General features: G+C 38.1%; 22 protein-coding genes and 1 other RNA gene. 3 read left to right on the forward strand and 20 right to left on the reverse strand.

What is annotated here, in order from left to right; translation table 11 throughout:
* Nucleotides 1-118 precede the first annotated feature (118 nt).
* From AKG34_RS14545 to AKG34_RS14600, 12 genes are all read right to left on the reverse strand, one after another.
* A complete protein-coding gene (locus AKG34_RS14545) occupies nt 119-1,633 on the reverse strand; it encodes a carboxypeptidase M32 (RefSeq protein ID WP_053346730.1) in 1,515 nt (504 codons plus the stop codon).
* A gap of 128 nt (nt 1,634-1,761) precedes the next feature.
* Nucleotides 1,762-3,678: an ATP-dependent DNA helicase gene (locus AKG34_RS14550; protein ID WP_053346731.1), complete on the reverse strand. Its 1,917-nt coding sequence runs from the start codon at nt 3,676-3,678 to the stop codon at nt 1,762-1,764.
* 231 nt (nt 3,679-3,909) lie between these two features.
* A complete protein-coding gene (locus AKG34_RS14555) occupies nt 3,910-4,110 on the reverse strand; it encodes a cold-shock protein (RefSeq protein ID WP_034307871.1) in 201 nt (66 codons plus the stop codon).
* Between the two features lie 193 nt (nt 4,111-4,303).
* A complete protein-coding gene (locus AKG34_RS14560) occupies nt 4,304-5,452 on the reverse strand; it encodes a THUMP domain-containing class I SAM-dependent RNA methyltransferase (RefSeq protein ID WP_053346732.1) in 1,149 nt (382 codons plus the stop codon).
* Nucleotides 5,453-5,474: 22 nt separating this feature from the next.
* Nucleotides 5,475-5,822 (reverse strand): EAL domain-containing protein, encoded by a 348-nt coding sequence (locus AKG34_RS14565; protein WP_083450803.1) that lies wholly within the window; start codon nt 5,820-5,822, stop codon nt 5,475-5,477.
* Nucleotides 5,823-6,697: 875 nt separating this feature from the next.
* An RNA gene (rnpB, locus tag AKG34_RS27065) (RNase P RNA component class B) lies at nt 6,698-7,088 on the reverse strand.
* Between the two features lie 72 nt (nt 7,089-7,160).
* Nucleotides 7,161-7,472, reverse strand: coding sequence for a cell division regulator GpsB (gpsB, locus tag AKG34_RS14575; RefSeq protein ID WP_053346734.1), 312 nt, complete (start codon nt 7,470-7,472; stop codon nt 7,161-7,163).
* A 205-nt stretch (nt 7,473-7,677) separates the two neighbouring features.
* On the reverse strand, nt 7,678-8,229 hold the full coding sequence (locus AKG34_RS14580; protein ID WP_053346735.1) for an SLOG family protein: 552 nt from the start codon (nt 8,227-8,229) through the stop codon (nt 7,678-7,680).
* 68 nt (nt 8,230-8,297) lie between these two features.
* Entirely contained in the window at nt 8,298-8,804 is a 507-nt protein-coding gene (locus AKG34_RS29005) for a CotD family spore coat protein (RefSeq protein WP_236694957.1), read from the reverse strand.
* A 468-nt stretch (nt 8,805-9,272) separates the two neighbouring features.
* Entirely contained in the window at nt 9,273-10,541 is a 1,269-nt protein-coding gene (locus AKG34_RS14590) for a ribonuclease H-like domain-containing protein (protein ID WP_053346736.1), read from the reverse strand.
* Nucleotides 10,542-10,553: 12 nt separating this feature from the next.
* Entirely contained in the window at nt 10,554-12,854 is a 2,301-nt protein-coding gene (locus tag AKG34_RS14595) for a DEAD/DEAH box helicase (protein ID WP_053346737.1), read from the reverse strand.
* 123 nt (nt 12,855-12,977) lie between these two features.
* On the reverse strand, nt 12,978-13,742 hold the full coding sequence (locus AKG34_RS14600) for an alpha/beta fold hydrolase (RefSeq protein ID WP_053346738.1): 765 nt from the start codon (nt 13,740-13,742) through the stop codon (nt 12,978-12,980).
* A gap of 138 nt (nt 13,743-13,880) precedes the next feature.
* On the opposite strand from AKG34_RS14600, the gene AKG34_RS14605 reads away from it, so the two are divergent.
* A complete protein-coding gene (locus AKG34_RS14605) occupies nt 13,881-14,345 on the forward strand; it encodes an Hsp20/alpha crystallin family protein (RefSeq protein WP_053346739.1) in 465 nt (154 codons plus the stop codon).
* Nucleotides 14,346-14,422: 77 nt separating this feature from the next.
* On the opposite strand, the gene AKG34_RS14610 is transcribed toward AKG34_RS14605, so the two are convergent.
* From AKG34_RS14610 to AKG34_RS14625, 4 genes are all read right to left on the reverse strand, one after another.
* Nucleotides 14,423-15,052: a YppG family protein gene (locus tag AKG34_RS14610; RefSeq protein ID WP_053346740.1), complete on the reverse strand. Its 630-nt coding sequence runs from the start codon at nt 15,050-15,052 to the stop codon at nt 14,423-14,425.
* A gap of 78 nt (nt 15,053-15,130) precedes the next feature.
* Nucleotides 15,131-15,499, reverse strand: a complete 369-nt coding sequence (locus tag AKG34_RS14615; protein WP_053346741.1) for a YppE family protein — start codon at nt 15,497-15,499, stop codon at nt 15,131-15,133.
* A 69-nt stretch (nt 15,500-15,568) separates the two neighbouring features.
* Nucleotides 15,569-15,844 (reverse strand): hypothetical protein, encoded by a 276-nt coding sequence (locus AKG34_RS14620; RefSeq protein ID WP_053346742.1) that lies wholly within the window; start codon nt 15,842-15,844, stop codon nt 15,569-15,571.
* Nucleotides 15,845-16,178: 334 nt separating this feature from the next.
* Nucleotides 16,179-17,156, reverse strand: a complete 978-nt coding sequence (locus AKG34_RS14625) for a DUF2515 family protein (protein ID WP_053346743.1) — start codon at nt 17,154-17,156, stop codon at nt 16,179-16,181.
* 146 nt (nt 17,157-17,302) lie between these two features.
* Here AKG34_RS14625 and recU point away from each other — a divergent pair, with 146 nt between their 5' ends.
* Nucleotides 17,303-17,914 carry a Holliday junction resolvase RecU gene (gene recU, locus AKG34_RS14630; protein WP_083450805.1) on the forward strand — a complete coding sequence of 204 codons (612 nt, stop codon included), beginning with the start codon at nt 17,303-17,305 and terminating at the stop codon, nt 17,912-17,914.
* A gap of 28 nt (nt 17,915-17,942) precedes the next feature.
* Nucleotides 17,943-20,660, forward strand: a complete 2,718-nt coding sequence (locus AKG34_RS14635; RefSeq protein WP_083450806.1) for a PBP1A family penicillin-binding protein — start codon at nt 17,943-17,945, stop codon at nt 20,658-20,660.
* 47 nt (nt 20,661-20,707) lie between these two features.
* On the opposite strand, the gene AKG34_RS14640 is transcribed toward AKG34_RS14635, so the two are convergent.
* The 4 genes from AKG34_RS14640 to asnS all read right to left on the reverse strand — a co-directional run bounded on the left by AKG34_RS14640 (nt 20,708) and on the right by asnS (nt 24,005).
* Complete coding sequence (locus AKG34_RS14640; RefSeq protein WP_053346744.1) at nt 20,708-21,226, reverse strand: YpoC family protein; 519 nt, start codon at nt 21,224-21,226, stop codon at nt 20,708-20,710.
* Nucleotides 21,223-21,879: an endonuclease III gene (gene nth / locus AKG34_RS14645; protein WP_053346745.1), complete on the reverse strand. Its 657-nt coding sequence runs from the start codon at nt 21,877-21,879 to the stop codon at nt 21,223-21,225. Before nth ends, AKG34_RS14640 begins: the two co-directional genes overlap by 4 nt.
* Before the next feature lie 22 nt (nt 21,880-21,901).
* Nucleotides 21,902-22,597: a DnaD domain-containing protein gene (locus AKG34_RS14650; protein WP_053346746.1), complete on the reverse strand. Its 696-nt coding sequence runs from the start codon at nt 22,595-22,597 to the stop codon at nt 21,902-21,904.
* Between the two features lie 115 nt (nt 22,598-22,712).
* Nucleotides 22,713-24,005 (reverse strand): asparagine--tRNA ligase, encoded by a 1,293-nt coding sequence (asnS, locus tag AKG34_RS14655; RefSeq protein WP_053346747.1) that lies wholly within the window; start codon nt 24,003-24,005, stop codon nt 22,713-22,715.
* Nucleotides 24,006-24,236 lie beyond the last annotated feature (231 nt).

A 24,236-nucleotide genomic window follows, 5' to 3' on the forward strand; every position in this document is an offset into this window, starting at 1 on the left:
CGTTCCGTTCGAATTTTTACAACCCCTCAAAAAAACTGTAGACAAACTCGATTTTCATCGAGTTTGTCTACAGTCTGAAATCTTGGCAGATTTGCCAAGGTTTTTTTATTTGAAGATTTTATTTAATTTTATAAACTTCCTTATACTTACTTTCAAGATAATCTATTAAATACTGCACGTTTAAGCCTTCCCCTGTTGTTTCTTTCAAAATCTCAAGCGGCTTTTTAGTTTTTCCGTATTGATGTATCTTTTCATTAAGCCATGATCTAATTGGAGCAATATCACCGGATGCCAACAAATCATCAAAGTCCGGCAAATCTTTAAGCATAGCCTGCTTGATTTGGGCCGCATACATATACCCTAATGCATAGGATGGGAAGTAACCAAAGCTGCCGTCTGACCAATGTACATCTTGTAGAACGCCCATGGCATCATCTTCAGGTACAATCCCTAAGTATTCCTTGTATTTTTTATTCCAAACCTCCGGTAAATCCTTCACTTCAAGTTCTCCATTAAAAAGTGCTTTCTCCAGTTCATAACGAATCATAATATGTAAAGGATATGTCAGTTCATCAGCTTCAATACGGATGAAGGACGGTTTTGATTCGTTAATGCCACGGTAAAAGTCATCAAGTTTCACATCAGCAAATTGATCTGGTGCATACTCTTTTAAAAGAGGGTATTTATTTTTCCAGAAACTATAGTTCCGTCCAATAAAATTTTCAAAAAACAATGATTGAGATTCGTGGATTCCCATTGACGTCCCATCATCTAGCAGTGTCCCCGTTAACTCTTCAGCGATATTCTGTTCATAAATAGCGTGTCCACATTCATGAATCGTACCAAAAATTGCACCCCTAAAATCATATTCATCATAGCGGGTCGTCACCCTTACATCACCTCTGTTGATTCCAGTCGCAAATGGGTGGACAGTTTCATCAAGCCTACCAGCCTTGAAATCGTATCCAAGCTGTTTTAAAACTCGAAGATTGAGTTGATGCTGTTGTTCTTTCGGGAATTCTTTATAAAGGAAAGCTGTTTCAGGTTGATGTTTACTCTCGGCTATTTGTTTTACAAGAGGAACTATACTTTCCCGCAGTTGATTAAATACCTTATCAAGAATGTCCACGGTCATACCTGGTTCATACATATCTAAAAGGGTATTATATTTCTGACCCTCATATCCCCAATATTCAACGAATTTACGGGTATATGCGACAATCTGTTCCAGATAAGGTTGAAATATCGAAAAATCGGCCTTTTCTCTTGCCTCTTCCCATGCACTTTCAGACCGGGATTGTAAAATAACGAATTTTTTAAATTCGTCTGCTGGGATTTTCTTATTCCTTTCAAACTCTTTTTTACATTCTTGAACCATTTTATTCGTCGTTTCACTAAGAGAAGCTTCCTCTGTTGTAAGGTCGTCGATGAAGCATTCCATCTCTTTACTTGTAATCATATTGAAAACTTCAGAGGAAAGTACCCCAATAACTTCAGAACGCTGCTCTACTCCCTTTTTTGGTGCACCTGTACGTAAATCCCAATTAATTAATGCGAGGGCTTCATTATAGGCTGAAATTTTCTTTACATATTCTTGAAATTCTTTTTCTATCAGATTAATACCCTTTTTCATATTCAATGCCCCTTCCATCTACACTTTACCATATTATACAAAAAGTTTTCATATCAGAACTACCAGCAGCTTAAAAATAAAATAAGAGCCAAGGTCGGCTTTGCCCCTTGACTCTCAAAAAAGAATAATTATAGCGTTACTGGAAGAACAGAAATAATTTTATCTTTCACCTGTTCCGAAAGATCCTTCTCAATCAAAATCTGTACGGACCCCGAGTCATTGCTGGTACGGATTAAACGTCCGATTCCCTGACGCAAGCGAAGAAGCATATATGGAAGATCCACTTCTTCAAAAGCATTAGTAACTGAGTTGCGTTTGGCCTCGAATACAGGATCATGTGGCGGGAATGGAAGCGAGTGTATCACTACATTTTGTAATGAAGCCCCCGGAACATCGAGTCCTTCCCATAAATGATAGGAGAACAGAACAGACTGCTCATCTTCTTGAAACTTTTTAACAAGATCGCTAATCTCCGCTTCACCTTCAAAATAAAAGGGATATGCTGTTTTCTGGCTGTTTTCCTTGAACCATAGCAATTCTTCTTTTGATTGGAATAATACTAGAGTTCTACCTTCATTTTCCTCAATCGTCTTCATTGTATAATTAAGTTTAGCCAATTTGTCTCCATTTTCAAAGACTGGCATATTCATTTTCATGACTTCATCATAATCAAAAGGCGATTCAACAGAGAAGCTATCATACTTATCTATCCCTAAGCTATCTGCAATGTATTGGAACGATTTATTATCAGATAATGTTGCCGAAGAAAAAATGTAAGGGATTTTTTTAGAAAAAACTTGTTCAGACAAAATATCTTGTACAAGCCTTGGCATAATGACCAATGTTTTTGTCATTTCATTTTCTTCAAACCATGATACCGCCTGTTCATCCTTCACAAATAGAGAAAGTGAGTATCCTAGCTGTTCTAAGTATTCTTCTGTCACCTTTAAATCATAGTCATTAATCGTGTACATTTCCGCTTCAAAAACAAGGTTTTCTTCTAACTCTTCAACCTTTTTATGAAGCTTTTGTGCAAAGTTTGTAATTTCTTTGGACATCGGAATTTCATACCGATTAGAACCACTAACATGAATGGCCTTTTCATCAAGCAAATCGAAAAACTCTTCATTAATGTCAATTAAGTCTTCAATGATGTAAAGCGTTTCTTCACGCACCTGGTTGGCTGTTAGCAATTCTAAAACCGAAGCAAGAGTTTGTTCACCAACTTTATACGTTAGTGCCTTTTGAGCAGAAAACTCCAATAAATGGCCTTCATCAAAGACTACACAGCTATGTTCTGGCAATAACGGTAACTGTCCTTCACGCTTACGTTTTTCTTTTGTCCAAACATGCTCCATAAAGAAGTCATGTGAACAAATGATCAAATCACTTGATTTTCGGTAGTGGTCTCGTGAAAGGGTTTGTCCACAACGATGGCGTTTATCACACGTAAAACAGTTTTGAAGCTGATCCCAGCCTACTTTTGACCAGTCTTCATCATTCAAATATGGATATTGTTTACGGTCCCCGTAAGCAGTATAAGCATTCATGGATGAATTATCATGGACAAACTTGGGAAGTTCATCATAGAGCTGATCTATTCCCTCTGAATCTTCATGATTCACTGCATACTCCAATTTCTTAAGGCATACATATTGATCATGATATTTGGCAAGACGAACATCCACTTCAATACCTAATGCGTTCTTAATTTTTTGAATGTCGCCTTCTTCTTTGACAAGCTGTTCAATCAATGTTTCGTCTGCACAAGAAATAATTGCCGGTTTATTAGTATATCGGGCATAACAAATGGCATATAGTAAATAGACCAATGTCTTACCAGTCCCTACACCAGCTTCCGCAAAACTTACATTCTTTTCTTTAAAGGCTTTTTCTAATTGAAAAGCCATGAAGATTTGTTCGTCACGCAGCTCAAATCCTTTTTCGGGAAGAATATCGTAAAAAACATCACCGATCCATTCTGAAAGCTTATCGTAAAAAGAATCTTCCTTTGTAACCGAAAAAGGCAGTGTTTTAAGCATCATGGTCTCCCCTTTTATCTATCATCAGTATATAAAATTTCGTATAATAACTTATCTAGGCAAAAGTATATTATCCTTTATTCTACATTGATAGTCAAGTTATTTACCTTTCTACAAGAAATGAATTTTCCCGTATATACTGCATCTTCTATGTATGTAAGCAAGCGCTCCCAACTCGTAAAATAAAAGACAGGCTCTTCATGAGAGCCTGTCTGTAAGTACTATTTAGTTGAATTAAGCTTTGTTTACGTTTGATGCTTGTGGTCCACGTTGACCTTGTTCTACATCAAATGTAACATCTTGGCCTTCTTCAAGTGTTTTGAAACCTTCGCCTTGGATAGCTGAGAAATGTACGAATACATCGTCTCCACCTTCACGTTCGATGAATCCAAAACCTTTTTCTGCGTTAAACCATTTTACTTTACCTTGTTCCATTTTTGTTGCCTCCTAGTGTGTTCGCCACACATTATATTACTATCCTTGCTCATTGAATATTAAGGTATTCCTTAAATCTGAACAAAAATAATTCATTATTAGAATAACAGAAAAGGAAATGATAAGCAAGACTGGAACCTATTATGAATAAAACGTCCTGACTATTCTAAATTTTCCATTATATTATACCTATTTAATCATTTCTCGGTTGTTTTGGCGGCCGTTTTCCCCAATACTGATAAAGGTCCGCTCGGATGAATCCATTGAACAACTTCCTTTTTTTAGTTGCAGGCTTACCATAAAACTGTTCAAAGTCAGGGTTCGAGGTAATCATGTACACTGACCAAGTATCAAGCTTCTTGAAGGCCTGCCCCATTTCTTTATACATCTGTTCAACAGCTTTTTTCTCCCCTAGACGTTCACCATAGGGTGGGTTCCCCACAATAACACCATATTCTTTCCTGGTCGAGATATCTCTCACTTGCATTTGTTTGAACTCAACAAGATCTCCAAGTCCTGCTTCAAAACTATTGGCTTTTGAAATTTCAACCATGCGATGATCAATATCACAACCTGTTATGTCTAAATACTGATCATAATTCGCTAAATCTTCAGCTTCAATTCTCGCTTCATCCCAAACCTTACTGTCCATCCAAGCCCAGCTTTCAGAAACAAATTCCCGGTTAAAACCAGGAGCGATGTTCTGCCCAATCAATGCAGCTTCAATAGGAATAGTTCCAGATCCACAAAATGGGTCAATGAAAGGTTTATCCGGTTTCCAATTAGTCAGCATGATCAATGCAGCCGCCAAAGTTTCTTTAAGGGGCGCTTCCCCCTGCCCTGTGCGATATCCGCGCTTATGAAGTCCTGCACCTGATGTGTCCATGGTAAGTGTCACTACATCTTTTAAGATAGAAACTTCAATTTTAAACAAAGGACCTGTTTCTTCAAACCAAGATACTTGTTTATATTTACTTTTCAATCTATCAACAATCGCCTTTTTAACGATAGCCTGACAATCAGGGACACTGTAAAGCTGCGATTTAACTGATTTACCACTTACAGGGAACTCAACGTCTGCAGATAAGTAATCTTCCCAGTTCAAGGCTTTTGTTTTTTCAAACAGCTCATCAAAAGAATAAGCTTTAAATTCAGCGACTTTAATTTTCACACGGTCTGCACTGCGCAGCCACAAATTAGAGCGAGCAATGGCTGATTGGTCCCCTTTGTACATAATTTTCCCGTTTTCCACTTGACAATCGTAGCCAAGATCCCGAACTTCCTTGGCAACAATTGATTCCAATCCCATTGCTGATGTTGCAATAATATCGAATTGTTTCATTTCTTCATGCACCTACTTTCCATTAATCAAAATCGGTTCCCGCATTTCCAAATTTTTTTAATTCAGTAACAGGTAGCGGTTTTGACAAGTAAAACTCTTGAATGATATCACACTTTTGCTTTTTCAAAAAGTCTACATGCTTTTTATGTTCAACGACTTCAGCAATGATTTCCAGATTAAGTGTCTTCGACATCGTGATGGTATCTTTTACAATGAGCAAGTCACCTTTATAATTGATCAACTTTTCAGTAAAACTTTGATAAATTTTCATTGTATCAATCGGAAACCATTTAATATAACTTAAGGAAGAATAACCAGTACCAAGATCATTGATAGACAAAGTGATCCCCTGTTTTTTAAGAATAACCAATTATTCAACAGAACCCTTTTGCATTTGCCATAATTCTGCTCTCCATCAGTTTCAATCCTTGCGCAATTGGGAAATGTTCTTATTTTCAATAAGGACAATACCTTTTTCTAACATTATTCCTGTTAAAATACAAACTAGAAATGTTGATGCAAACCTTGTAATTAGGATACCCAGAAATATGGAATTACTTAACATACTCACAAGTTCATTTTATAACCAACTGGCTGATTTAGGTTAACAAGGCCTGTCTCTTTTGGAAAAGAAATGAACTCTCCAAGCTGATATGTATTCCAACCCAATTACATCTCCTGTTTCCAAGTGAACTTGCGGAAGATAATGTACCTGCAACTCATTTCTTTCAATTGCAGTCAAGATCCAAGTTTAACACAGAACGGTATTGATTATACCTTTTGAAAGTTATTATTATTATACTCATGATTTAGAGTTAACATTGCCGTACCCATCAATATGTCTTACTGACCACTTTTGAAACTGATCTTTTTTTCGATCGGTAATGTCCAAAAATAGAGCAACGTCATACACATCCCGATTCGACTCTTCGGAAATGTGGGAACCTTAACCATAAGGTAAAGAACTCTCCCTTTATGGAAAATCACTGGTGAATCACTATACATATCATATTGCTGTATAAAAGTATTAGTAAATTAAAAAAACTCTAGAGTACTGACCTGTTCATTTATGTCACTCACATAATCTTCGAATACCTTCACAAAGTCAATTTAACTTCTATGATAAGGTATTTTGCACCTCTAGTGTTAAGATATTGAGGGAAATTTTAAAATGGACAATTTTTCCACAAACAAAAACTCTCCTTTTAAAAAGGAGAGTTGTGCTTTAAGTGTTATATGGTAACGTTCTGTAAGCCATGTTTTGTTCCTCAGTACTGCAAGCGACTCACGTCTCGTACTTCGGCGGTAATCATCTATCTACAGAAGCATAGCTTCTGTCCTTCTCCTCGTTCAATTCCAAGGAAGAAAGCGCCCCTACCATTAATTTGGGTTTCTCGCTCGTGGGGTTTACCTCGTTCCACCCTTTACATTTCTGTAAAGGCTCCGTCACTGTGGCACTTTTATAGGTATTCATGCCATATCCAAAAGGACTTAGGCATTTTCCCAGCCGTCAGCAATCCAAGACTGCTGCCCAAGCTTATTTTTTCGCCAGGCACGAACACTACGGACATCTCAGTCCGTGCGAGCATGGACTTTCCTCTACTGCAAAAAAATGCAGCAGCAATTACCCAAACGTTAACATAACATTATTGATTATAATACATTATTCAAGAAAACACAATACAAATTATTCTACCTTTTAAAAACATTAATCAAAAAGCTTGTTTCCAAATACGTGCTTTTCCAAGTTGGATAACCGTTTAAGGATATCAAAGTTAGTGGTACCCGGAGTGGCACCAGGTGCAGGTTGGCTCGGACGTTTTGTACTCTCTTCGGCCTGTTTTTTTAATTTAAGATTTTCTTGTTTAAGATCATCAATTTCCTGATGAAACACTTCATAATCTTTAATGATTAGATCCAGAAATTGATCCACATCCTCAGGTTTATAACCCTTTATGGCTGTTTTAAAATCTTTTTCAAGAATATCTTTAGCCGTTAATTTTATCTTATCGGATAGCATAAGACTTCACCTCAATACTTTCGCCAATACAATCGACTTTTTATTATTTTTTCAAATCTACTTGGGTTTGTCAACGAAACACTTTTTTTATACGTCATACTTTTTTTAGTGCCCGATATGTACTCCCATAAATCTGTATCTAATTTTCATCATAATATGAATATGCTTTTGAAACAACTTTTAGTCCATAATTATTTTTACTGTGCTAATCTTCGGACCAACTGTCTTCTTCTGCAGCCAGTTGCAGATCATCAAAGCTTATCTGTAAAATAGGGTATAGTTGAGTTTCCGCTTTTTTCATTGCTTCGTAATAAGGATATTGGGCGGATCCTTCTTTTTCGGGATCAAAAATGATTAGCATGGCATCACTTTTATGGACCATATAACGATTTTTAGTTTTCAGCTGTTGTGGTCCTTCATACGGTTTTTTGAAGATGGATTCTATAAAATCAGCGCGTGCTAAAATGGAACGGTAATAGTCTTGATTCGTCTCGTTCCATGACTCTTCCTGTTTCAGGAAGGGAGTAAGTACCCCTAATTTAAGCTGGGTATATTCTTCCTGTATCTCGAATACTACTTCTGCACTCCATAGTTCCGTTCCTAACTGGCCTGAAATAATTACCCATTCTAACCCCTCTTCCACCAATGGTAAAAGACGTTGCTTAATTGCTTTTTTTATATATTTTACTGCTTCATGATCATTTTTAAATATTCCCAATTCAAAAGCTTTGTAGCCAGTTATATACAAAACCTTCATTACTTGGCTAATCTCCCTTTTCACATGATTATGTAAGAAGATAAGGGCTTAAAATAAGCCCTTAAATTTCAATATCCGAAATGCCCAGGTGGGCAGCAATGATGGTGATGGTGTTGCGGCCTTCCACAAATAAAGTTTTGAGTGTAACACTCATTCACTACAGATTGAGTATGTGGAAAGTAATGTTTATACGTGTTTACATGTTTATTAACGGTTGTAGTATGTGATGGGTGAACGACAGGTATCACTGTGTTCGAAACGTTTGTATTAACATATTGCTGCGTTGGAGATACCTGTGCTGGGGCTACTTGAGATGGAAGTGCTTGTGTTGGACCATATTGCGCTGGAGATACCGCAGTCGGATAACCGCCAGCCATCGGACCATATTGCGCTGGAGATACCGCAGTCGGATAACCGCCAGCCATCGGACTAGTATAAGCTCCCATTACATGGGAAGGTTTTTTTCCAGTTGAAGCACCCATTACATTTGATGCTCCCATAACATTCGATGCACCCATTACATTGGATGTTCCCATAACATTGGATTTGTGTCCTCCACAATTACGAAAATTCATTTATATTACGTCCCCTTTCGTCATGATAATTTTGGTCTTACCATTATAGACTATGAAAAAAAGGGGCTACGTGTACTGATGAAAAGACCTATTTATACGTAATAAGTATAAAACTCTATGCGACAACCTAAAGTACACATCGTTATATATGATAGCCCTACAAAAGTGCTTGCAGAGTGAATTTCTTATAATAAGGAGTAGAAACTTTCTTTTAATGATGTAAATAAAACAATCGTTAAACAAAGGACAACAAAAAATAGAAATAAAGTCGTTTTATACATTTCTCCGCTCCGCTTTCACCTTGAATTTAAATGATGTAAGGCATGAAATGAATGTTTCAGAATTTCACCCTCAACCATTACCATTTTACACATAATGACTGAATGCTACAATATTTGTAACCATTTTTTTTAATTTCATAATCACCTATTTATTGACTATGTAGATTCCAATTTAAGACTATCTATATTATACAAGTCTACCCTTAGAACCTTTTTTCCTCTCGAGTCTTTGAATCCTTTTTTCCAGATCCAAGATTTTTTTTCCTAGATGGCTGCCATTCTCTGTCCTCATCATCTCTTGATGCGCATTTCTACTACAATTTATTGCTGAAGCGATGTCCTTAAATTGATGTTCGAATAATTTTGCACATTCAATCTGAGCCTGTATCCTTAAATGAAAATCCCCTTTTAAAGCAACTTCCTTCCAAATCTCCAACGCTTCATTGAATTGCTTTTGCTTCTTTTTCTGAAAGGCTAAAGCATGGCCAGCTATAATCCGATCTTCCTCACTTCCTACTTCCAATATTCTTTGATAGGTCTCAACCGATTCCTCTTTTTTTCCTAGATAATCGAGCCAGCGTGCAATTTCCATCGACTCTTCCGTATATCCATCTATTTGAAGAATTTTCCGGGACAAGTGAATATACAGAGTGATTAGTGATAAAATATCCACTTCATTATGCTTCATGATTCCAAACAAAATTTCCGGGTTCTTTCTTTCAACGAAATCAAAGTAAATCATCGGCGCCAAATATCCAGGAATATCATCCTCTCTATGTACACCTAAAATGTCTGTTTCGACAACGGATAATTTTACACGTTCTAATTTGTTTTTCCAAAGGCGTCTTGAAGCATGATACAAATCAAAATGTCCGAATTCAGGCAGTTTTGGAACATGTTCCTTTATCAAGGTATGTCTGGTTTTTAACTGCGGCCAATCAAATGATTTACCATTATATGTGACAAGGGTTTCATAATTGATGTTTTCCAGAAAGCTTTGGTAAAGCGGTATTTCACTACCAGGCTGTGGCAAGATATGCTGTTTTACGACCACTTCTTCACCTTCTAAATAGGCATAACCTAGTAAAAAAATTGTATTTCCGGCACCACCGCCAAGCCCTGTTGTTTCGGTATCGAAGAAAAAGAGTTCTTCGCTTTTTACACCTTTAGCGGAAAGGGGATGCGCTAATGAAGTTTGATTCCATTCTTTCACAATCTTTTTCAACTCAGAAAATGAATACAACCCATGCTTATGATTAAGGGGATAGCGGACTTCACGGATGAAACAATAGTCATCATCGAAATGAAAGGAAACGGTACCGTTCTCCAGCCACTTATCATAAAAAGGAATATCTGTATTTACTGTCGGGCTATCTTCCTCTATAGGAGAAGGATTGTTCACTGGTTCTAAGTTCATATGTGTTTTCATACGATTCAATTTATTTTTTAATGACAAAATACTGCACCTCTATTCACATACCCCTGCATTTGATGCATGGTTTTCCTTACAAAACAGATCCAATAACCGCTTAGCATCACTTTTGGCTGTCTTCGAAGCAGATTCCGTTCCGATACAGGAAGGACAGCCGTTTTCACAAGAACAATTTTCGATCATTGATTTTGTTTCCAACAAAATGACCGCAGCATTTTCAAACACTTTATCACTTAGTCCTATTCCACCTGGATAACTGTCATAAATAAAAATGGTGGGTTTTTCATTATGTGCTGCTTTAACTTGTGGATACACATGAATATCATGGGGATCGCACATTACATAAAGCGGAATCATGTAATTCAGCGCATGTGAGGCACCTATCATTCCTTGCTCGATTCGATTTTCATCCCATTCAAAAATATCAGGTTCCATGGAAAGCATGGCAGAACTCGTATGAAGTTCCAATTCTGGGAGGCTGATTGGCCCTGATCCAATATTTTCATGAGTCTCAAATTTAATTTTTTTGAATATTGTAGGCATCGCCCGGATAGAGACATCTCCAAAAGCTGCTGTAGTTGAAGAGAATGTTTGCTGTTTATCCACTTCCAAGACAGATAACTGAACAGCAAGGTTAGCATCCGTGTAATAGTCCACATTGACTTCACGTACATACGCTTTCTTTTCTTCCCAATCTAATTCTTCCACTTGGAATTGTATTCCTTGATGCAAATAAATTGCTTCATCGTGAAGAAGGGTCATCGCACTGAACGTATCCATTTCTCCGATGACCCTATTGTCTGGGGCATTCGTTTGATCGACGATGACGACATTTTCCTGTGCTGCAGAACGAAGACTGATATTGCTCGCCGGAAATGCGTCATTCATCCAATGCCATTTATCGCCATTTTGGTGTAAAACTCTTTCTTCTGTCAGAAATTCAAGAACGTCCATAATCTCCGCCTTGCCAAAGGCGTCTCCTTTTTTAAAAGGAAGCTCATATGCTGCACATTTGATATGATCAACCAAGATTACGAGATTATCTGGATTAATTCTTGCGGTTTCCGGATTTCTCGTAAAGAAATAGTCAGGATGCTTCACGATATACTGATCAAGAGCACTAGAGCTGCCGACCATGATGATTAAAGCTTCCCCATGCCTTCTACCTGCACGTCCTGCCTGCTGCCAGGCGCTCGATATTGATCCAGGGTAGCCAGTCATGATGCAAACCTGAAGCTGACCTATATCAACCCCTAACTCAAGAGCATTCGTAGAGATCACACCATAAATTGAACCATCCCGCAGCCCCTTTTCAATTTCTCTACGCTGTGTTGGCAAATAACCTCCGCGATAACCTCGGATCGATTTTGGGCCCAACTGTTTGGACACTAGTTCCTGTAAATAGGTAAGTAAAATCTCCACACGGACCCTGCTTCGAGCGAAAACAATTGTTTGAATCTTATTTTTCAAAAACTCATTTGCGAGTTTCCTGACTTCCAACACCGCACTTCTTCGAATATTAAGCGGTTTATTAATTACTGGCGGATTATAAAACACAAAATGTTTTTTTCCGCTCGGTGCTCCATTGTTATTGACAAGAACCATCTCTTTTTCCGTAAGTTCCTCAGCCAACTCTTTTGGATTATTGATTGTCGCAGATGTACAGATGAATACAGGATCACTTCCATAAAACTGGCAGATTCGTTTTAGTCTTCTAATGACGTTTGCCGTATGACTTCCAAAAACGCCTCGGTATATATGAAGTTCATCGATGATCACATACCTTAAATTCTCAAATAAAGAAACCCATTTCGTGTGATGCGGCAGGATTCCCGAATGGAGCATATCAGGGTTGGTAATCACAATATGCCCTGCCTGACGTATTTTTTGCCTTATATTGGATGGTGTGTCTCCATCGTACGTATAACTATTTATATCAGCTTCCATCTCATTAATCATTTCGTTCAATTCACTTTTTTGATCATAACTCAATGCTTTTGTCGGAAAAATATAAAGTGCTCTTGTTTTTTCATCTTCAAGTACTTTTTGAAGAACTGGCAAATTATAGCATAACGTTTTACCAGAAGCTGTCGGTGTGACAGCCACAAGGCTTTTACCACTCACAGCAGTCTCAAAAGCAGTCGCCTGATGGGTATACAACCCATTTATCCCTCGTTTATTAAGAGCCTGCTTGATTTTATCATCTATTTGATCTGGGAAAGAGACGATTTTTGCCTCTTTCTCGTCAATAACTTGCCAGTGAACAATATTATCTTTAAATTCCTCATTTGTTTTTAAACCAGTGATAACTTCTTGTAAATTTTTTCGCAGTTTCATATAACCCACCTCATACTCCTATTCTACCGAATGAACGTTCTGTACAAAAGGGAAACTATTTCCTTTTACAAAAAAAAAGCAGGAAACGGTAAAGTCCCGTGTTCCTACTTGTTATTTCTTCACTTATTTTCCTTCGACAAAACGTATAATTTCTTCGGCAAGTTTGCCTGGAGCTTCCAACATCCCCATATGCCCGCTTCCTTTGAGGATAACTTCTTTAATATGATCCCCTTTTACAGTAAAGGTTTTATTAGCAGGAATAACCTTATCTTGTTCACCTGCAACCAAAAGGACCGGTAGCTTTGTATCTTTCAGTACATGATTTCGGTCTCTCCTTTTCCTCATAGCATGCAAAGAACCGATTGCTCCACTTTCACTTGTTTTATAACCTATTTCTTTTGCATTTTCAATGTTAGGATCATCAGATTTAGCAAAAAGCTTCGGTACAAGTCCATCAATAAAGGCAGGGATCCCGTCAATTTCAATTTTTTCAACAGATTTTAACCGCCCTTCCTTCCCAGCCTCATCGTCAGGCAATGCGGTGGAATGAATGAGGGAGAAACCACTCAATTTTTCAGCAAACTGCTCAGCAAATGACAATGTGATATAACCTCCGAGCGAATGACCGAACATGTAAACCTGATTGATTTGCTGTTCATCTAAAAATGCAGCAATATTCACTGCCATATCTTCAATCGTGAAAGATGCCCCTAGTGACTCACTTGCACCATGACCTGGTAAATCAATGGCAATAACTCGATATTTATCTTTTAAACCACTAATGATGTCCCGCCAATACCCATGACTTCCGCAAAATCCATGGATAAATAGCAACGTGTTTTTACCTTCCCCGCTATCTATGTAAGAAAGCTTGTTACTTTTATTCATCTCTATCCCTCTTTTCTAAAAATAATCATTTAGTAACGTTATTCCCTTCCTCCCTATATCTAAACCTTTCTTTGATTCACACATATTAAGTCTCTACATAGCCTATATGCAAAGGAATTTTTAGAAAGGAGCACCGTGATGACCTCTTCTGAAAAAAATAATAACCACAAGGGCAGAAATGAGCCTTTTACCCATTTTATTCAAAAGATGGATCGATTGTTTTCCGAGAGACCCAAAGGCATGCTGCAATCACTTGATGATTTCTTTGGTTCAGCAAAAGAACGAAGCTTTCCGGTCGACCTTCATGAGACGAATTCCGAATATATCCTCACTGCTAGCTTGCCCGGAATTGCACGCAGCCAAATTTCCATTGATTTGTTGACCCAGGCGGTAACCATCTCGGCAAATCATGTAGATAGCCTTGCTACGCAACATAAACCTCAAGGATTGTTTCAGAAAGATCTGTCAGCAAGCCGATTATCTAGAACCATTTCCTTTCCAAAACCAATTAATGAGAGAAAAGTAACAGCAAGACATCGCGATGGCATTCTCACTCTACATTTACCCAAGGTTAAGGGAAATCGAATTGAAATCAATGATTAATCTTTTTAAGCAATTAAAAAGCAGACTTAATTAAGTGGCTGGGTCACTTGTAAGTCTGCTTTTACTTTATTCAACATCTAAACTTTGAAGAAGCCCCCTACTCCTTTGACCATTGAAGAAACTTGAGAGACTGTATTCATCATTTGTCCAGCTGTGTTCATCATTTTCGTTATATCCATGGATCCATCTTGTGTTTTGAATTGATTCATAACCGACTTGATACCCGATGGCTGCTGTTTTTGCATGAATTGCTGCTTTGGATATGGATTGTGAGCCTGCTGCTGATTATGTGGGGGACGTTTAGCCGGCTGGAGCGGGTTATCAAACGGACTAAAAGCTTGAGGCTGATGTTGCTGCTGATAGGGCTGCAGTTGCATTGGCTGCATCGACTGCATTGGCTGCATTGGCTGCATCGACTGCATTGGCGGCTGCATTGGCTGCATTACACTGTTGCCTGGAAACGCTCCCACAGGCATCACCTGTTGCTGCATTTGTTGAAACGGATGATAGGCCGCCTGTTGATATGGGTCATGATTTGTCGGCATATAGCCCCCTTTTTCCTGGGGTGGATAAGGATACATATATGGTTCTTGATTACTGGGCTGAGGATACAGCATAGGCTGCTGGTATCCTCCCCAGTATTCTGATATTGATTGAGGATAATGTTCTTGACTAGGGGAGACTTGGTTATAACCGGATCTCATCATTTTCAATGAGCCCTCCTCATTATTCATGGCATGGTTCCAATAATATATGAAAAAAGAGGAAATATAGTGTAGGTGTTTTTATGATAATATCCGATCGATTTCTGATTTTACATTATTAAGAATAAACACTACCGATTGGACATGACTTTTAAATCGCTTGTAACTGGTTTTTGGAAAAAATGCCTGAACGGCTACATCAGAAAGGTTATGTGCTGTTTGTTCAATTTGCTCGGGGAAAAGATGTTTAAACTCCGTTTCTTTCATCCACTCCTTCATTCCGCTTTCCCAATCCATACAAACGGTTCTGACTTGATCTGCAAACGGCTTAACCTCAGAAAAGAAATCCTTTTCTTTTCCTTCCCTACGTACATTTTCATATATATCATCTGCTTTAACCGCATAATTCAATAATTGTTCAGTTAATCTTTGAAGATTTTCTTTTTGCACAATAAATTCCTCCGCACATTTGTTTCCAATAGTATAATCTAGTTCCTTATAAAATGAAATCCTGTTGGCTTAAAACTGCACTTCAGCTAAAATCTTGTGCGTCCTTTTGGATTTATCTAGTGTAATGGAATAAGAATGGTTTTCTTTTTCAGTATTAATCCAATAATCTTCTGCTTTCTCAATGGCCTCCTGGGCTTCATTTACTAATGTATACTGCTCTGCCCATAGTTTACACCTTACTGTATTAACAGTTTCTCCATATGAATTTTCCAAACAGTCCAGACTGGTACTGATCTCAGCTATCATCCTTAGTATTTCCTCTGTTGCGACACTATTATTGACCATGCTGACCCCTCCCATTCATTACCTGTACTATTCTTTTTTTTATTAGAAAGCCCTTCAACGTTGACAAAACTAGAAGGGAATCGGCAAAGAAAGTGCTATTCACTTAATTTATTGGGACCTTCGACAACAATGGCAGAATGAAGAATGGAGTTTTAAACAAAAATACAGACAGGAGGTGAATTTTATGCAGTCGAATGAAAGCAGACAGAAAGAAAACGAAAAACGACAAAAGCCGCCCACCAACAAGGCAGGAACGGGAAATCCGAAACTTAGTGGAGAAAACCGGCCCTCTACCTAAGGCTGTAACACTTGCATCACCATTAACAGGGAAGGCTTAATCAATGCCTTCCCTGTTTGTCATTTTATTAAAAAACCAATTTTTGACCATGACGGCTGTGTGTAGCTGTTTTTGTTTATGGTCATACCAGTCGGTCAACATAGGGTCTTCCTCCCATTCAGGTTTTATAAACCACTCCTTTTTAATTTTTTTATTTGAATCCCACTGTTCAATCTTTTCTGCCTTATGATGGATGATTGGATAAACTCCCCGCAGCATCGGTGTCTCGTGGTACCTAGGCCTTTTTCGATATTGTTCATAATCGAAGCGGGCTCCGGTTGGCTCAGTGCGGCAGGAAAATTCATGAAATTGTGGAAACAACTCCTTAGAAAATAAAAGATTAGCCAATTTTTTCCCCAAATTAATTCTTTCATCGATATTTCTAAAATGCGAAACGGACGAACCATACAATTTCCCATTGCAAGTAGGAAATAATACAGTACTAAAATGCATCCAGTCCTGCAGCAAAAATAATAATGAATGAAATACGAAAGATTGCTTTTTAATAACCGGTTTTTCAATGATATTTTGTTCATTTATTATTAGAGCAGTGACTAATTTTTCGCGATTTCTATGTTTCCAAAAAGATTTCCATTGTTTTGTCATAAATTTGGTAATAAAAAAATAATGACATAAGTGAAACAAAGGACGCCCATACTTCGTCGAATAATGATAGAGCAGTAATTGTGGATAAGCATCCTGGAAAATACGCCAATTCGCTTCTTCATATGTAAGGAATAATTGAAGTCTGTATTTAGAACTAAGTAAATGAGAAAACCAAATCCCTTCAAGATCACACATATTCCAGCCTGCATTTCGGGAAACCATACCTGCCAAAAAGGACCATTGGATTTCTGGATGAACATTAAAAAATTGTTCATATGCTTTAGTTCTTGATATATTATCTCTATTCCCTTTTGCAGTTTGAACTTTTATGGAGTAGAGTAATTGCATTTCCGTCTTTGGAATTCGCATACTAATGCTCCCAACCTTTCAAGAAGGATAAAATGTGACAATTTTGTTGTACTTAAATCCTATCGTTCTAAGAAACAATTCTTTTTATTCACATTTTAGATTCTTTTTTTGCTAATATAGATAAGTGAAAAAAAGGAGGGGTAAAAGTGGCATTTCATTATCCCAACGGACGAAGATTTGTACCGCAGGCAATGGAAGAAAAGAAAAGCCCACTTAATAAAATCAGTTATAGCAACCGGGGAAAAACATTAGAAGATGATTTGAACGAAACCAATCAGTATTATTTAGCACACGGTATTGCCGTCATTCATAAAAAACCAACACCTATTCAAATTGTCGATGTTCACTACCCGAAAAGAAGTGCCGCTGTTATTAAAGAAGCATACTTCAAACAAGCATCGACTACCGATTACAATGGTGTTTATAAAGGAAAGTACATTGATTTTGAGGCAAAGGAAACGAAAAACAGCAGTTCCTTCCCTCTTAAGAATTTTCATGACCATCAAATTGAACATATGAAACATATCGTTCAGCATGACGGAATTGCATTTGTAATCATCCGTTTTTCTGCTACGGATGATATATATTTAATGAGTTCTGAACAACTAGGTTTTTATTGGAAAAGAATGAAAGACGGCGGACGCAAATCTATTACTCTCCAAGAGGTCGAAAGTAGTTCAGAAAAGATTACTCTTGGCTTTCAACCGAGAATTGACTATATTAAAGTAGTAGATTTACTAATCGCAGAAAATTTTTAGTTTTTTTTAGAAAGGCAGGTTAGCTGTAATGGCTGAAAAATATAATACTAGAGAAGAACGCCGAAAGCAGGGGCAGACTCAGAAAAAGGCACCAAAAAATGGGCCGAAAAAGTCAGCAAGCATGCTCAAGCGCATTTTTCTTATACTCGTTACAATTGGAATTATCGGCTTAGTCACTGGAGGTGCTGCATTAGCTTACTTTATAAGTGATGCTCCCAAACTTGATGAAAAGCTTTTAAAAGATCCAGTTACTTCAAAAATCCTTGATGAAGATGGTAAATTACTGGCAGAGGTTGGCAGAGAGAACCGGGATTATGTCAATTATGAAGATATACCTGATCTTGTAAAAGAAGCCTTCCTGGCAACAGAAGATTCCCGCTTTTATAAACATCACGGGGTTGATTTTTTACGTCTGGGTAGCGCAGTCATCGCCAACGTCAAAAATGGATTTGGCTCAGAGGGTGCTAGTACTTTAACCCAACAAGTTATCAAACGTTCTTATTTAACGCCTGATAAAACTATTAAAAGGAAAGTCCAAGAAATGTGGCTATCCATACAGCTTGAAAGAAAGTATACAAAAGATGAAATTTTTGAAATGTATGTTAATAAAATTTTCTTTGCAAACCGTGCAAATGGGATTTTGACTGCATCTCAAACATATTATGGAAAAGATTTAAGTGAATTGAAATTAAACGAAGCGGCCATGCTTGTTGGATTACCGCAAAGTCCAAGCCGTTATGATCCATATAAATATCCTGAACGTGCAAAAGAACGTCGCGATATTGTACTTCATTTAATGAATAAACATGGTTATATATCCGAGAAGGAAATGAAAGATGCTCAAAATATCGATATTGCTGAAGGACTTCAAGAAGTTGATAAAAGTCAAATAGACACGACAGCTTATGATGCGTTTATCGACTTAGTAATTGAGGAAGTCGGGGATATGGGAGACTATAACGTCTTTACAGATGGATTAGAAATACAAACGACTATTGATAAAGACGCCCAAGAATATGTTTATAAAATGCTAAATAGTGATGAAGTCATCAATTACCCAAGTAAGGACCTTCAAGCCGGCCTTACCTTGCTTGATACACAATCGGGTGAAATTAAAGCAGTAGGCGGCGGTAGGAATACAACGGTTAAGCGCGGCTGGAATTATGCAACGGATGCCAAGCGTTCACCTGGTTCGACCATTAAGCCAATTCTGGATTATGGTCCTGCAGTAGAATATTTAAATTGGTCCACCTACCATCAAATCAAGGATGAGGAATATACCTACAGTGACGGAACACCGCTTAAAAATGCTTCAGGGCGCCATTATGGTACAGTTACAACTCGTGATGCACTGGCAAGGTCATTAAATATCCCTGCCTTAAAAACGCTTCAAGCAGTCGGCTTGGACCGGGCACGTGATTTTGCTGTAGACCTGGGCATTCCTTTTGATAAGGAAATCACCGAATCCGCTGCAATTGGCGGTGGCAAAGATGTTTCCACACTAGAACTTGCCGGAGCATACAGCACATTCGGTAACAGCGGAATCTATAACAAACCGCATACAGTGAAAAAAATTGTTTTACGTGATAAAACTACGATCAAAAACAAAATGGAAACGAAACCTGTAATGAAAGATTCAACTGCTTTTATCGTGACGGACATGCTGAAAAGTGTCATGAAAGAACCTTATGGAACAGGAAGGTTAGCCAATATACCTAATCTCCCGGTAGCCGGTAAAACGGGGTCAACCAATTTCACGCCTGAACAGCGTGCAAAGAACAACATCCCATCTTCCGGTGTAAAAGATAGCTGGATGGCGGGTTATACAACCAATTATACAGTCGCAGTATGGGCCGGTTATGACAACGCCCCAGGTGGAAAAATGGAATATCTGGGTGATTCATCTCAAAGAATTCCAAAAGCAATATTTAAGAATTTAATGGAATATATGGCGAACTCAAAGGAAACTAAAGACTTTGAACAACCTGACAGTGTTGTGAAGGTTGGAGTCATAAAAGGCTCAAATCCAGCTATTAAAGCCAATGAATATACGCCAAGTGATAAAATCACTTATGAATATTATGTTAAAGGACACCAGCCAACACAAGTGACGACAGAATATAAGAAAATGGACTCACCTGGCATTAACGGTTCTTACAATCAGGAAAGTAATGAAATCAATCTATCATGGTCATATCCTAAAGGTAATGGGAAAACCCAATTCGAGGTTAAGATGTCCGTTGATGGCGGAGCACAGAGCGTATTAAAAAAATCGAAGGATACTAGTTTAACGATCCCTAATCCAACCCCTGGAAGTAAATATACTTTCTCAGTGGTAGCTTTAGTGGATAACCAACAAAGTGATCCTGCTAGTACCTCTGTGGAAATTCCTGCAGAAGCGAAAGAACCTGAGAAAACAGACGAGGATATTGAAAAACCAGCCGAAGATGAAAATCTGGAACAAGAAACTCCAACCGAAGGCGAGGACAATCAAGGCAAAGAGAATCAAGGCGAGGACAACGGCAATGGCAACACCGATAATGGAAATGGAAATGGTAACGAAAATGGAAACGGCAATAACAATGGCAACAAAGATGATGGTAATGGCAACAAAGACGACGAAGACGTTGTTGATGAAGGAGATACTGAACCTGGAACAGTAGAGGAGAATAAACCAGAAAAACCAGTCGAGACTCCTGACCCCACTCCTGACCCAGATAAACCAGATAAAGAAAATAAAGACTAACAAATAAAAAACGTCTAAGCTTTAAGCTTAGACGTTTTTTATCGTTCTTATTTTTTAATTCTAGACTTTACATATTGTTTTTCAAACTCCCTAAACAATTCACTGAGCTGCCTATACGAATGAAAAAAAGCAGGTCTTGCAAGGATAAAAGAAAGCCTTTCAACCAAATTGACTGGAATATAAGTAAAGTCCTTTATCTGTCCCTGCCAAGCACTCATTACAACTGGCATTCCATGCATCCAATAGACTGCCGATAAAAATAAACCAATTCCCTGCTTCATGGGTTCCAAAGCCTGTCCCGCTTTCCTCTCTGAAAATATCAGACCGCATTCAGCTTCGATTTTCTTCCACTTTTCCAGTAGTTCCGGGACATGCCCATCTCCATCTTTCCAAGGTAAATAAGACTCTACTTTATTATAAAAAAGTAACTCATATGGGAAATTCTCGAGTTGAATCAAACAATTCCACTCATTATAGTCTTCTTTTTCCAAGATGGTTTCCTCATTAGAAAAAAACAAAGGATGTTTTAATTCAGCAGGCACTCTTAATGAAAGCAATTGCGTCATTTGACCTCTATCCTTTTCATTCTTTTTTTCCCTTCACGGCACAGCTCTAGAAGCGGGCAGGTTTCACATCTTGGTGACTGGGCCTTGCAATGATAGCGTCCAAAGAATATCAGCCGGTGGTGCGTAACAGACCATTCTTCCTTTGGTATCTTGACCATTAATGTTTTCTCAACTTCAAGCACACTGTCCTTCCAGCGACATAATCCCAGTCGCTTGGAAACACGCTCTACATGGGTATCAACCGCAATCGCTGGCACGTCATACGCGACCGATACGACTACATTGGCTGTCTTTCGGCCTACACCAGGTAATTTAGTAAGCTCATCACGATCACGTGGAACTTCCCTGTCGTATTCCTCAATCAGCATTCGTGACAACTTTTGGATATTCTTAGCCTTATTACGAAACAACCCGATTGAGCGAATGTCATTTTCCAACTCCTCTATCGGGACGCTTATGTAATCCTCAGGCGTTTTATATTTTTGAAATAGATCCTTAGTAACCTTATTAACTAATACATCCGTACATTGAGCTGACAGGGCAACAGCAATCACCAATTCAAATGGATTGGAATGATTCAGCTCACAATGGGCATCCGGAAACATCTCACCCATTGTATCCAAACAATAGCGAATTTGAGCTTTATTCAGCATGTTCGTTCTCCTTTAATTCACATTACTGCTCGAGCCAGTTATAAAAGGGCACATCTTTCATCGGTTGTGTTGGCTCTATTTTCCGGTCCCTTTTTTGATGCACTCTAAATTTTTGTCCTTGCTCCCTTGCTTGTTCCAGGGTTTTTATTCCATTCTTTTTCCACTCAAATAAAATCCGGTCAATGTAACGGAAATTCAATTTACCAGAAATGACAGCCTCCTTAAGAGCTGATTTAATAATTTCAGGTTGATGATCATCTTCCATCCACATTGCCAATGTCTCACATTCAAATGGAGATAATGGGCGCCCGAACTCCTGTTCAAAAATCGTATAAAGACTCTCCCCGGCTTTTTGTACCTCAGCGGATTCAGCCTGTTTCAAAGACTTTAAGAAGCAGTCCATCATTTTTTCATATAGCGGAGCCAGCGAATATTTTTCCTGGCCGATTTCTTGATTACTTTCAACCACCATTTCAACAAACCCTCTTTGAACCAAACGTTGGATTAAAAATAGACATTCCGATTCTTGTAATGTCATTCGTTCAGATAGTTGGGATGGTGCAGGAAAAGGATTATCTTTATCAATAAAACTTTGCAATTGAAGTAATAGGACCATTTCTTGTTCATTTAGTCCCATTTTCTTATAGTTAGTCAACAAAAAGGATGGAATCGTTATCGTTCCTTCCTTAAACCACGCATATAAATGTTCTTTATTCATGTTATGGACACCTCTAAATAAGTATAACATGAATAAGGGTTTACGAATAAGCTTATAATTTTAACAAAAAACGGTTATCTGCCAAATATGACAAGATAACCGTTTTATCATGGAATCAAGGATATAATCGATTTAATAGGCGTGGGAATGGAATAGTTTCACGGACGTGTTCAACTCCACTAATCCATGCTACTGTCCGTTCTAAGCCCAAACCGAAGCCTGAATGCGGTACCGATCCATATTTTCTTAACTCCATATACCATTTGTAAGCATCTTCACTCAAGCCATGCTCTTTAATTCTCTGTTCAAGCAGTTCTTGATCATGAATCCGCTCTGAACCACCGATAATTTCACCATATCCTTCTGGAGCAATCAAATCGGCACAAAGGACGACTTCTTCCCTGTTAGGATCTGGCTGCATATAAAAAGGTTTAATTTTAGTTGGATAATGAGTGATAAATACTGGCTTTTCATAACTCTCTGCTATTGCTGTTTCATGAGGCGCTCCAAAATCATCACCCCATTGGATATCTTCAAAGCCTTGTTCATGTAGGAATTTAATTGCCTCATCATATGTAATCCGTGGGAAAGGAGCCTTAATTTGTTCAAGCTTCGCTGTGTCACGGCCTAGTGTATTCAACTCAAGCTGACAGTTTTTCAATACAGACTGAATTATTGATGAGACAAATTGCTCCTGAACTTCCAGGTTTTCTTTGAATTCAATGAAAGCCATTTCCGGTTCAATCATCCAGAACTCGATTAAATGACGTCTTGTTTTGGATTTCTCTGCCCGGAACGTAGGACCAAAAGAAAATACTTTTCCTAATGCCATGGCTGCTGCTTCCATATAAAGCTGACCGCTTTGTGAAAGATATGCATCCTCTTCAAAATATTTCGTCGCGAATAATTCACTTGTTCCCTCTGGAGCACTTCCTGTTAAAATTGGAGGATCGACTTTAACAAATCCTTCTTCATTAAAAAATTCATAGGTAGCACGAATGATTTCATTCCTAATTTTCATAACAGCATGCTGACGTTTTGAACGCAGCCATAAATGACGGTTATCCATTAAGAATTCAGGACCATGTGCTTTTGGAGTAATCGGATAATCAACTGATTCATGAATGACTTCAATATCTTTTACCTGTAATTCAAATCCAAACGGAGAGCGCTCATCCTTCTGAATGACACCTGTGACGTACATAGATGTCTCTTGCGTAACCGTTTTCGCACGAGCGAAAACTTCTTCGCCCACATCTGCTTTCACGACCACACCTTGTATGAAGCCCGAGCCATCACGAATTTGAAGAAAAGCAATTTTCCCACTGGAACGTTTGCTAGCAAGCCAGCCGCCAATGGTCACTTCTTGATTGACAAATTTACTAGCTTCTTTTATTGTAATTTTCACGGAATTTCCCTCCAAAAATAGCTTATCTTACTAAGGAATTTACTCTACTTATTATACCTATAGCCCTCCATACAAGCAAATAAATCACATAAATCAGAGGTTCCAAAATTCTTTTATATTCTTTTTATTCATCCTTTTTTTGATAACTTATTGCCCTTGTACTTGTTAGATTACTTATATACTAACGTATTTGCTGATACAAAATGCAATAGTCATTTTCAAGCTTTTGTT

The sequence above is a fragment of the Peribacillus butanolivorans genome, from assembly GCF_001273755.1.
GTDB classification, from domain to species: domain Bacteria; phylum Bacillota; class Bacilli; order Bacillales; family DSM-1321; genus Peribacillus; species Peribacillus butanolivorans.

What these genes read in the sequence shown, in the direction of transcription:
- AKG34_RS14545 (WP_053346730.1), bottom strand. Translation starts at nt 1,633, where the DNA reads ATGAAAAAGGGTATTAATCTGATAGAAAAAGAATTTCAAGAATATGTA.
- AKG34_RS14635 (WP_083450806.1), top strand. Translation starts at nt 17,943, where the DNA reads ATGGCTGAAAAATATAATACTAGAGAAGAACGCCGAAAGCAGGGGCAG.
- AKG34_RS14605 (WP_053346739.1), top strand. Translation starts at nt 13,881, where the DNA reads ATGACCTCTTCTGAAAAAAATAATAACCACAAGGGCAGAAATGAGCCT.
- AKG34_RS14600 (WP_053346738.1), bottom strand. Translation starts at nt 13,742, where the DNA reads ATGAATAAAAGTAACAAGCTTTCTTACATAGATAGCGGGGAAGGTAAA.
- AKG34_RS29005 (WP_236694957.1), bottom strand. Translation starts at nt 8,804, where the DNA reads ATGAATTTTCGTAATTGTGGAGGACACAAATCCAATGTTATGGGAACA.
- AKG34_RS14620 (WP_053346742.1), bottom strand. Translation starts at nt 15,844, where the DNA reads ATGGTCAATAATAGTGTCGCAACAGAGGAAATACTAAGGATGATAGCT.
- AKG34_RS14625 (WP_053346743.1), bottom strand. Translation starts at nt 17,156, where the DNA reads ATGCGAATTCCAAAGACGGAAATGCAATTACTCTACTCCATAAAAGTT.
- AKG34_RS14550 (WP_053346731.1), bottom strand. Translation starts at nt 3,678, where the DNA reads ATGATGCTTAAAACACTGCCTTTTTCGGTTACAAAGGAAGATTCTTTT.
- AKG34_RS14580 (WP_053346735.1), bottom strand. Translation starts at nt 8,229, where the DNA reads ATGAAGGTTTTGTATATAACTGGCTACAAAGCTTTTGAATTGGGAATA.
- AKG34_RS14555 (WP_034307871.1), bottom strand. Translation starts at nt 4,110, where the DNA reads ATGGAACAAGGTAAAGTAAAATGGTTTAACGCAGAAAAAGGTTTTGGA.
- AKG34_RS14610 (WP_053346740.1), bottom strand. Translation starts at nt 15,052, where the DNA reads ATGATGAGATCCGGTTATAACCAAGTCTCCCCTAGTCAAGAACATTAT.
- AKG34_RS14640 (WP_053346744.1), bottom strand. Translation starts at nt 21,226, where the DNA reads ATGACGCAATTGCTTTCATTAAGAGTGCCTGCTGAATTAAAACATCCT.
- AKG34_RS14595 (WP_053346737.1), bottom strand. Translation starts at nt 12,854, where the DNA reads ATGAAACTGCGAAAAAATTTACAAGAAGTTATCACTGGTTTAAAAACA.
- AKG34_RS14650 (WP_053346746.1), bottom strand. Translation starts at nt 22,597, where the DNA reads ATGAATAAAGAACATTTATATGCGTGGTTTAAGGAAGGAACGATAACG.
- AKG34_RS14560 (WP_053346732.1), bottom strand. Translation starts at nt 5,452, where the DNA reads ATGAAACAATTCGATATTATTGCAACATCAGCAATGGGATTGGAATCA.
- nth (WP_053346745.1), bottom strand. Translation starts at nt 21,879, where the DNA reads ATGCTGAATAAAGCTCAAATTCGCTATTGTTTGGATACAATGGGTGAG.
- gpsB (WP_053346734.1), bottom strand. Translation starts at nt 7,472, where the DNA reads ATGCTATCCGATAAGATAAAATTAACGGCTAAAGATATTCTTGAAAAA.